Source organism: Sphingomonas sp. Leaf38 (assembly GCF_001421825.1).
Taxonomy (GTDB): Bacteria; Pseudomonadota; Alphaproteobacteria; order Sphingomonadales; family Sphingomonadaceae; genus Sphingomonas.
The window spans coordinates 44,846-53,946 of the sequence record NZ_LMLD01000009.1 but is presented as its reverse complement, the minus strand read 5'-3'; the positions used below and the strand labels follow the sequence as shown (position 1 = coordinate 53,946).

General features: G+C 64.2%; 9 protein-coding genes. 4 read left to right on the top strand and 5 right to left on the bottom strand.

What is annotated here, in order from left to right; translation table 11 throughout:
• Positions 1 to 10 precede the first annotated feature (10 nt).
• From ASE88_RS02670 to ASE88_RS02655, 4 genes are all read left to right on the top strand, one after another.
• Positions 11 to 361, top strand: coding sequence for a response regulator (locus tag ASE88_RS02670; RefSeq protein WP_055875701.1), 351 nt, complete (start codon positions 11 to 13; stop codon positions 359 to 361).
• A gap of 422 nt (positions 362 to 783) precedes the next feature.
• Positions 784 to 1,719 (top strand): YihY/virulence factor BrkB family protein, encoded by a 936-nt coding sequence (locus ASE88_RS02665; RefSeq protein WP_056475167.1) that lies wholly within the window; start codon positions 784 to 786, stop codon positions 1,717 to 1,719.
• Entirely contained in the window at positions 1,716 to 2,729 is a 1,014-nt protein-coding gene (locus ASE88_RS02660; protein ID WP_056475164.1) for an AI-2E family transporter, read from the top strand. Before ASE88_RS02665 ends, ASE88_RS02660 begins: the two co-directional genes overlap by 4 nt.
• Positions 2,730 to 2,760: 31 nt before the next feature.
• The gene (locus ASE88_RS02655; RefSeq protein WP_056475160.1) at positions 2,761 to 4,005 is read left to right on the top strand and encodes a DUF2254 domain-containing protein; all 1,245 of its coding nucleotides are present in this window, start codon (positions 2,761 to 2,763) and stop codon (positions 4,003 to 4,005) included.
• Here ASE88_RS02655 and ASE88_RS02650 read toward each other — a convergent pair.
• The 5 genes from ASE88_RS02650 to ASE88_RS02630 all read right to left on the bottom strand — a co-directional run bounded on the left by ASE88_RS02650 (position 3,981) and on the right by ASE88_RS02630 (position 9,008).
• Positions 3,981 to 4,835 carry a Brp/Blh family beta-carotene 15,15'-dioxygenase gene (locus ASE88_RS02650; protein WP_055875690.1) on the bottom strand — a complete coding sequence of 285 codons (855 nt, stop codon included), beginning with the start codon at positions 4,833 to 4,835 and terminating at the stop codon, positions 3,981 to 3,983. The two genes, ASE88_RS02655 and ASE88_RS02650, sit on opposite strands and share 25 nt — an antisense overlap.
• Positions 4,832 to 5,563 carry a bacteriorhodopsin gene (locus ASE88_RS02645; protein ID WP_200910130.1) on the bottom strand — a complete coding sequence of 244 codons (732 nt, stop codon included), beginning with the start codon at positions 5,561 to 5,563 and terminating at the stop codon, positions 4,832 to 4,834. Before ASE88_RS02645 ends, ASE88_RS02650 begins: the two co-directional genes overlap by 4 nt.
• A gap of 114 nt (positions 5,564 to 5,677) precedes the next feature.
• Positions 5,678 to 7,000 carry a sensor histidine kinase gene (locus ASE88_RS02640; protein WP_162233383.1) on the bottom strand — a complete coding sequence of 441 codons (1,323 nt, stop codon included), beginning with the start codon at positions 6,998 to 7,000 and terminating at the stop codon, positions 5,678 to 5,680.
• Positions 7,001 to 7,026: 26 nt separating this feature from the next.
• The gene (locus ASE88_RS02635) at positions 7,027 to 7,704 is read right to left on the bottom strand and encodes a response regulator transcription factor (RefSeq protein ID WP_055875680.1); all 678 of its coding nucleotides are present in this window, start codon (positions 7,702 to 7,704) and stop codon (positions 7,027 to 7,029) included.
• A gap of 65 nt (positions 7,705 to 7,769) precedes the next feature.
• The gene (locus tag ASE88_RS02630) at positions 7,770 to 9,008 is read right to left on the bottom strand and encodes a S1C family serine protease (protein WP_056475151.1); all 1,239 of its coding nucleotides are present in this window, start codon (positions 9,006 to 9,008) and stop codon (positions 7,770 to 7,772) included.
• Positions 9,009 to 9,101 lie beyond the last annotated feature (93 nt).

Sequence of the window (9,101 nt, the reverse complement as noted above, 5' to 3'; positions counted from 1 at the left end):
GATCTGTCATATGTGCCATGTGCTCGTCATCGAGGATGATTTCCTCATCGCCGATCACATCATCCAGCTGATCGAACGGGCTGGCGGCACATCCTTCGATCAGGCTGCCTCGCAAGATGAGGCAATCGATGCCGCCAGATTGCGGCCTCCCTCGATCATCATGTCCGACGTCAATCTCGCAGCGGGTACCGGCCCCGCCGCGGTGGAGGCCATCATCCTGGAGCATGGGCCCCTGCCCGTGATCTTCGTGACCGGCACGCGCGAGGCATGCCACGTCCGTCGCCCATCGATGATGATTCTCGACAAACCGATCAACGAACAGGCTCTTGTCGCGGCGTTCCAAAGCCTGGCCCCCGCCTGAATCGGCGATCGCCGACGGTCAGCGAAGCAGTCGCGCCAACGGCCTCGCCGGTGAGACCGGGCACCTGGTCGAGTTGCCGGGGTGACTGAACCCGCCACGAGGGCTAACTGCTTGTCTGGTAAAGAAGATCAACCATCGTGGCGGAGCTTGTCGCGCACGTCGCATGGCTTGTCGCAAACCGGGATGCCGGGTCTTTTGTGACGGATCCGGTCGATCCCACCAATGGGACCGTCAGGGTGGTGCAGACCTGACGCAGCAACCGGAACGATACGTCAAACATGACGGCAGCTGCGATAAGGTGGATACGCAATGCAGATTCATACCCCACCTCGAACGCTATGCCGGAGCAACGGGGAGCCGACCGTGACCGACTTATCCTGCCGATCCTTCACGGCTTGCCCATCTACCGGAAACACTGATCCATGATGGCTACGGACTTGAAGGGTCGCCAAGCGCTTCGTGCCGGTGTTCGCCTGCTGCGGTTCAAGATGTCTACCCGAGCGCTTGGTCTGGTCGGGCTGTGGGCTGTGTTATCGGCCCGAACCGTCCGCAGCGCGCTGCGTGACGATTTCGGCATCGCAGCGAGTTCGATTGCGTTTGCCGCCTTTCTCGCGATGATCCCGCTCGCCGGTGTCATTGCAGGCGTTTACGGCATGGTGGTTCCGCCGGCCGCGGTCGCCAACAATATGGACAGGATCGTCGCCATCCTGCCGGTCAGCGCGCAGCATTTGGTGGCCGCGAATCTGAACCGCGGGCTTGCCAGCGGTCGCGGCGGGATCGTCACGCTGATCGTGTCGCTTGGCATTGCGCTGTTCAGTGCGCGTCGTGCGGGACGGTCGCTGCTTCACGGCATCAACCTGGCGTATCGGATCGAACGCGAGCGGAGCGGGCTACGTCGCCACTTGGTGTCGACGCTCGTCGTGCTGGGCTGCGCCGCGCTGGTGCTCACCGCGCTTGTCTCACTGTCCGTCCTAGCCTTCCTGCAGAGCTATGTTCCCGATGGACTGCCGGGGGCCCGGCTGGCGTCGGCGATCACGCTGTTCGGATCGTTGACGCTCGGCGCCGGTGGCGGCCTGATCATGCTCTATCGCTATGCCCCGGCGTCGGAGGCGATCCCGTGGCGCAGCGCCCTGCCCGGCACGATCGCCGGCGTCGCCTTGTGGCTGGCCGCGACGATGATGTTTCGCGCCTATGTCGCGCGGTTCGCGCGCTTCGACGACACCTATGGCTCGTTGTCCGCGGTCGTGGTGCTGATGCTCTGGCTGATGGTGTCGGCCTGGGCCCTGCTGCTGGGTGCGCGGCTCAATGCCGAAGCCATGCGCCATGCCGGCGAACACATAAGGGAACGTGCCGAATGACCGACATCCCCGTGCAGGACCGCTATCGCAACCGCCTGCTCGGCATCATCACCGCGATCCTGCTGATCGCCGCACTGCGCATCGGCTTTGCGGTCATCATGCCGATCGCCTTTGCCGCGATCATCGTCGCCGCGCTCTGGCCGCTGAAACGCTGGCTGGCACGGTTCATGTCCTCCTGGATTGCCTACACGCTGACTCTCCTGTCGCTGGTCGTCATCCTGGGCGCATTCGCCGCCGCAGTGTACCTCTCGGTCGGTCAGGTGATCGGCGCGGTCGCGTCGCAATGGACGGGTCTCGAGCGCGGATACAACCACCTCGCCAGCTGGGCGGCGGACCGCGGCGTGCCGATCGCCGGGACGATCAACCGGCAGCGGATCACGATGCTGGTCCAGATGCTGGCGAGCGGCGTCTACGCCTTCGTCACCTATGTCGGCTTCATCGGCATCGTCGTGATGCTCGGCCTGCCCGAAGTGCCCCGGCTGCGGCGCAAGCTGTACGAGATGTTCGAGGGTGGCGCCCGACGCGACATGCTCGAGGTCGGCGAGAAGATTTCCGGCCAGATCCGCCGCTATCTCGGCACCACGCTCGCGACCAGCATCCTGACCGGCGTCGCATCGTCCCTATGGTCGTGGATGACGGGGCTCGAGCTCGTGCTGGTGTGGGGAATCCTCAACTTCCTGCTTAACTTCGTCCCCGTCATCGGCAACATCGTCGGTATCGTCCCGCCCGTGCTCTTCGCGTTCATCCAGTTCGGCGGGTGGCAGATGCCCCTGCTGGTATTCGCAGGGTTCGTGGTTCTGCAGATGACGATCAGCAACGTCGTCTACCCGATCCTGCAGGGCAAGCAGCTGTCGCTGTCACCGCTGGCGATCATCGTCGCGATGACGTTCTGGAGCTGGGTATGGGGTATCGCCGGCGCGCTGATCGCAGTGCCGCTGACCGCGGCGATCGTCATGATCTGCGGCCAGTTCGATCGCAGCCGCTGGATCGCCAAGCTGTTGTCGGCATGATGAGCGGGGACAACCGCTCGAGGGACGCAGCATGAGGCAATGGTCATGGATCCTCAGACGGATCGTCCGGCAGATCTGGTTCCGCGCGGCGATGATCAGCCTGCTCAGCGTCGCGCTGGCGATCGTCGCCGGGCTCGTCACGCCGTATCTACCCTACACGTTCGATGCCGATATCGGGCAGCAATCGGTCGGTACGATCCTGCAGATCATGGCCTCCAGCATGCTGGCGGTCACGACCTTTTCCCTGACCGCGATGGTCAGCGCGTATTCCTCGGCGACGCAACTCGCGACACCGCGCGCGACCCAGCTGATGGTCAGCGACCCGACCTCGCAGAACGCGCTCTCGACCTTCCTCGGCGCGTTCGTCTTCTCGATGGTGGGTATCGTCGGGCTGAACACCAGCGCCTACGGCCATGACGGCCGGATCATCCTGTTCGCAGCGACGGCGTTCATCATCCTCCTGGTGGTCGGCACGTTGTTGCGCTGGATCGGGCATATCACCGCTTTCGGACGAATGGCCGACGTGATCGACCGCGTCGAGGAGGCCGCGACCGAGGCAATGCAGGATTTCGCCGCGCGTCCCTATCTGGGCGGGCGGGCTCCTGTCGCGATCCCGGCCGACGCCGTGGCGCTGAACGCGCCGCAGACCGGCTACATCACCCATATCGACGTCGTCGCGCTCGGCACCCTTGCCGAGCGCCACGGCCTGACGGTCTATGTCGACGCCCTTCCCGGCGCGATGATGCACCCTGCGCGGACGCTCCTACAGGTCAAGGGGGAGGCGAACGACGCCGTGCTTATCGCGCTGGGCAAGACCTTCACGATCGAGCGACATCGCTCGTTCGATCAGGACCCGCGACTGGGCTTGATCGCATTGTCCGAGATCGCGAGCCGTGCGCTGGCCCCGGCGACCAACGATCCGGGTACGGGGATCGAGGTCCTCAACGCCTTGCTCCGTGTGTTCCTGACGCTCCGACCAGGCGCAGTCAGTGTCGATGACGAAGGCAAACCCCATCCGGTTCACATTGGCAGACCGACGATTGACGATATGCTGACCGACGCGTTCGGGCCGATCCTGCGCGAAGGCGTTCAGGAGATCGAAGTATCGCTCCGACTGACCGCCACGCTGGCGGCGCTGCACGCGAACCTGCCTGACGCACAAGTCGCGATCGAACGCTGGGCGCACCGCCACGCAAAGCGGGTGACGACCACCATCAGCGATCCTGACGACCTGACGGCATTCGATACCGCCTACAGAAAGCTCTGGCATGCTTGAGGCTGGGGCATGATGCCTGCTCGCCGGGCGGCCGCTTCGAAATACGGCGTCACCAGCAGATGCGGCATCGCCAGTGCCGCGATGCCGGCAAACAGCGAACGGACACCGGAGGGGTCCCATCGCAGCAGCAGACCGCCCACGATCCCCACCAGCATCACGGCCGCAATCAGGACTGGCGCGATGGCACGGAGATACGCGGTGATAGTGACGCATTGCAGGCGGTCACGACGCTCTTCCGTCTGTGGCACCGCGTGCAGCACCAGGAACCCGACCGAAAACCCGATGAGCGGGGGTAGAACCAGAAGTGCCGTCGTTCCAGCCAGGAGACGTCGATCGTGACGCGCCACGCCGATGATCGCGAGGCATCCGGCGGCTATGCCACCAGCAACAGCCAAACTGCCGACCATAGTCGGCAAACTGGATTCTGGAACGCCGGCAAAGCCGAGAATGCGGGAGAGGCTTGTCACATGCAGCACCGCAGGCGTGGCCACGAGGCTTATACCGCGGGCCATCCTTTCAAACGACCGGCTGGCCGGGGCATCCTCGAGGCCGAAATGGACTGCGGATGCCAGCAGGAATGCGGGGAGTGCGATCGCGGGATCGACGATCCACCACCAGAGACAGACCAGTAGCGCAGAGACGTACAGTGCCAGGAAGGCCGGGCGCCGACGATACGCGACGATTTCGAGATCGCTGGCGCCGTGCACCATGCCGACAACGCCGACACAGAAAGACGCGAACGCAAGCTGTACGGTGAGCGCGCAGAACGAGACGATCAGGGCCGCCCCTGAAAGGAAGCCCCAGCCTAGGGCCGGGGCGTATCGTGTCATGCCCGGTAGCCGCGTTCGCTGGCATGCTGCGTCAACGCCTTGTCGAGGTTGGCCGCCGCGTAGAACGCGTAGACGACCTTGGCGACGACATCCATGATCAGGAACGCCCAGACCGAAGCGGGATCGGTGATCAGCTTCAGACCTTCCGGCCCGATCAGGAAGACGATCGGATAGAGGAACCAGATGACGGTCAGGAACATGAGGGTCTTGGTGTACGCGGTGCCCAACGCGGCGCCGCGGCTGAGCGCCTGTGACCGCAATGGCCCCCAGAGCAGATACAGGACACCGAGAAACGCGACGCAGGACCATCCGTACCAGATCCATTTCGCCGCCGACTGGGCGGCCAGCGACGATATCAGGCCCGTGACGATCATCAGGATATCGAGGACGATGACCGATGTCAGATATCCGCCGACTTCACCCGTCTTTGCGTCCTCGTGAAACGCCAGCAGCACCAGCCCGGACAACAATATAGGCGTCGTCACCGACCAGTCGACATAGCGTGCCAGATAGGTCGCCGAGCCGTCGCCGTTGATCAGCGTGCCGATCCCGAAGGCCATTGCGAGATAAGCGGTTGCCGCGATGAACGGTACGCTGGCATGCAGGAGCGTATGATGACCCGACGGCTGCGTCTTCTTGCCCGTCGCATATAGTGCCAGCGATGCGACTGACATCACGCTGAAGCCAATCAGAAAAGCGGTTTGATCCACGTGGCATCCCCCTATCATGAGGACGACCCGACGCCGACCTTAAACCCCTAACATCGCTCGGATGTTTTGGGTCCTGGCTCGCAATAAGTTCATAAACCTGTCATGTTTGGCCGCATCACGGCGGATTGAGGCTTACGCCTTCGGGAAGTGTACAGCCGCACGAAGCCCTGGCGCATTGTCGCTCAGCGTCAGCGTGGCGCCATGAACGCAGGCGGCGACCCGCGCGATGCTGAGACCAAGGCCGCTGCCTTCGGAATGACGGCTGGTGTCGAGCCGGACGAACCGCGTCATGGCATGCTCGCGCTGGTCGACGGGTATACCCGGTCCCGTATCCGCCACGACGAGCGTGACCCCATCGAGCCCGCGCGCAAGCGTTACCCGGATCGCGCCGCCGGGCGGTGTGTACTTGATTGCATTGTCGAGCAGATTGGCGACGATCTGCCCCAACAGCGAACGCACCCCGCCTACCGTCACCGGCGTGGTTTCGATCCTAACCTTCAGACCATGATCGTCTGCCAGGGGTTCGAACAATTCCACGGCCTCGATCACGATCGCCGCCAGATCGACCGGAACGAACTCGCTGGCCATCGTCGTCTCCGCGCGGGCCAGTCGTAGCGTATCGTCGATCGTCCGGAGCAGGGCATCGAGATCGCCGCGCATATCCGCTGTCACATCGTTTCGATCCCCGCCAAGGGCCGCAAGCTCGAGCCGGGACCGGATCCGCGTCAGCGGCGTCTTCAGATCGTGAGCAAGCGCATCGGTCGCGGTTCGCAGCGAATCCACCAGGCGTTCGATCTCCGCGAAACTGTGGTTCAGCGTCGCTGCCAGTCGGTCATATTCATCACCGCGCCCCGTCACGGGCAGGCGCTCGTCCAGATGCCCGGCCCGAAAACGATCGCCCGCGGTGCTCGCAGCGTCGAGAAAGGCGAGCCCGCGCCGGCTATACCAGAAGCCGAAGAGCAGGCCGATCACGCCAGTCGCCGTCAGCGACCAGGCCAGTGCGGAGATATAACGGTCGCGCAGCAGGCGGCGATCGTCCGAAAGGCTGCCGACGAGCAGGCGATAGTCGTTGCCGAGAAGCACCGCACGCGCGGCGACCTGTCGCTCGATCACCGTGCCCCGCGTCGTCCCCACCTGCGTATCGAACGTACGATACCCGGTACGGTCGATCTCGCCGGGCCATTTTGCCAGGTTTCCCGCGACCGGCTGTCCCGAACCGTCGGTCATGAGATAGATGAAGTCCGTAACGCGCGGGCGCCCGACCGCACGCGACACAGCCTGTGCCACGGCAAATGGCCCCTCGCTTTGATAGCGCTCGATAAGCCCTGCCGTCTCGTCGTCGACCGCCGCCTGTGCGCGCGCGTCGAGCAGACGTACCGTCTGGACATATTGCACGCTCAGGGCGATCCCGGTCGCGATCAGCGCAATCAGCGTGATCCAGAGGGCGCCGCGCAACGCGGCTGTCGACGGCCAGCGCATCGTCAGACAGCGTCCAGCCGATAGCCCGAGCCTCGGACGGTTCGGATCATCGGAACGTCCTGCGGACCGTCGATCTTGGCGCGCAGGCGGCTGACATGGACGTCGACGACGTTCGTCCCCGGATCGAAATTATAATCCCAGATCGCCTCGATCAGCATCGTGCGTGTCACCACCTGCCCGGCATGGCGGGTCAGATAGTCGAGCAGCTGATACTCCTTGTTGAGCAGGTCGATACGCCTGCCGTTGCGTGTGGCCGTGCGGCCGAGCAGGTCGAGCGTCAACGAGCCTGTCTGGCGGGTACCTTGCATCGGGTCGGTGTCGCTGTGTCGACGGACTATCGCCTCCAGCCGTGCAACGAGTTCGCCAAACGAGAAGGGCTTGGCCAGATAATCGTCGCTACCGGCCTGAAGCCCCGCGATCCTGTCGTCCACCTGCCCCAGCGCCGATAGAAGCAGTACCGGCGTCCGATCGCCTTTTGCACGCAATGCCTTCAGCACCGACAGTCCATCGAGCTCGGGCAGGTTCCGGTCAAGAATGATCGCGTCATATCGGCCGACGATTGCGGCGGTGAGGCCATCGATGCCGGTACCCGCATGATCGGACACGTGGCCAAGCTCCACCAGCCCGCGGCGGACATAGTCTGCGGTCTGTGCGTCGTCTTCGATCAGGAGCAGCTTCAAGATCGGATCGTCCCATTCGATGTGTCAGGGAGCGGACGCGTGTACCGCCCCCCGGTTCCATGGCCTCAGGACTGGCCTGTCGCTTCGCCTGCGATGCGCAGGTTCAGGGAAACCTGGCGGCCGTCACGCAGCACCTGTGTCGGAACGATCGAACCGATCCTGGCCTCCGCTACGGCGCGGGCAAGGTCGCGCCCGTTATCGACCGGCCTGGATCCGAAGCGCCGAACGACGTCGCCGCGTTGCAGCCCGGACAGCGCCGCTGTTCCGCCCTCTTCGACCTCGGCGATCAACGCGCCCTGGGTGGCGTTCGAACCCATCGCGCTGGCGATCTCCGGTGTCAGGTCCTGCAACGAGACGCCGATCCTGCCACGCGACACATGGCCGGTTTGCGCAATCTGCAGCGCGACCTTCCGCGCCATGGCAGCAGGTATCGCAAAGCCGATCCCAACATTGCCGCCGGTCGGCGAGAAGATCGCGGTGTTTACGCCGACGACCCGGCCCGCGCTGTCGAACAGCGGGCCACCCGAGTTGCCGCTGTTGATCGCAGCATCGACCTGCAGGAAATCGTCGTACGGCCCCGCCCCGATCTCGCGGCCGCGGGCGGAAACGATGCCGGACGTAACGGTATTGCCAAGGCCGAACGGACTGCCAACGGCAAACACACTGTCCCCGACGCGGATATGGTCGCTGTCGCCCCATTTGATCGGGGTGAACTTACCCTGCCCGTCGATCTTGACCACGGCGACATCGATCTTGGGGTCACGACCCAGCACGCGACCGGAGAATTCGCGACCGTCCGACATCTGGACGGTAACGCGGTCGGCACCGTTGACGACATGGTTATTCGTGATGACGATCCCGGAGGCATCGACGATGAACCCCGAGCCAAGCGATCCCCGCTGCGGGCCCCGCTGCGGGCCCCGCTGCGGACCTTGCTGTTGCGGCGCCTCGAGTTGCCCACCGCGATCCTGCATGCCGAATCCGAACAGCTGACCCAGTCGATCGGCCAGTTCGCTGTCATCCAATCCGAACTGCGTCGGCTCGAATTGCTGCTCCTGCGCGAACGCGGGCTTGACCTGTATCTGGACGACGCTTGGTCCAACGGCGTCGACCATGTCCGATAGCGAGGCATGCACCCCTGTCGACGCAACGGCAGCGGGCCCGGGTGCCGTGAACCGCTCGGCGATGCTGGTGCGACCGTCATCCGCGGCGATCGCCCCGCCTGCGACACCGACAAGGGCCGTGGTTCCCAGCGCGACGGCAGCGATCAGCGGGCGTACGGTCAGTCGACGGTTGCGTATCACGGTCTTTGTCCTTGTCCTGTTAGCATATGCTCCCTTTTGGAGCCGGACGATGAGCGCCGCCTGTTGCGAACATTACATCGCTGTAATCTTCCG

Coding starts and splice junctions, on each gene's coding strand:
- ASE88_RS02670 (WP_055875701.1), top strand. CDS start 11: ATGTGCCATGTGCTCGTCATCGAGGATGATTTCCTCATCGCCGATCAC.
- ASE88_RS02665 (WP_056475167.1), top strand. CDS start 784: ATGATGGCTACGGACTTGAAGGGTCGCCAAGCGCTTCGTGCCGGTGTT.
- ASE88_RS02660 (WP_056475164.1), top strand. CDS start 1,716: ATGACCGACATCCCCGTGCAGGACCGCTATCGCAACCGCCTGCTCGGC.
- ASE88_RS02655 (WP_056475160.1), top strand. CDS start 2,761: ATGAGGCAATGGTCATGGATCCTCAGACGGATCGTCCGGCAGATCTGG.
- ASE88_RS02650 (WP_055875690.1), bottom strand. CDS start 4,835: ATGACACGATACGCCCCGGCCCTAGGCTGGGGCTTCCTTTCAGGGGCG.
- ASE88_RS02645 (WP_200910130.1), bottom strand. CDS start 5,563: ATGATAGGGGGATGCCACGTGGATCAAACCGCTTTTCTGATTGGCTTC.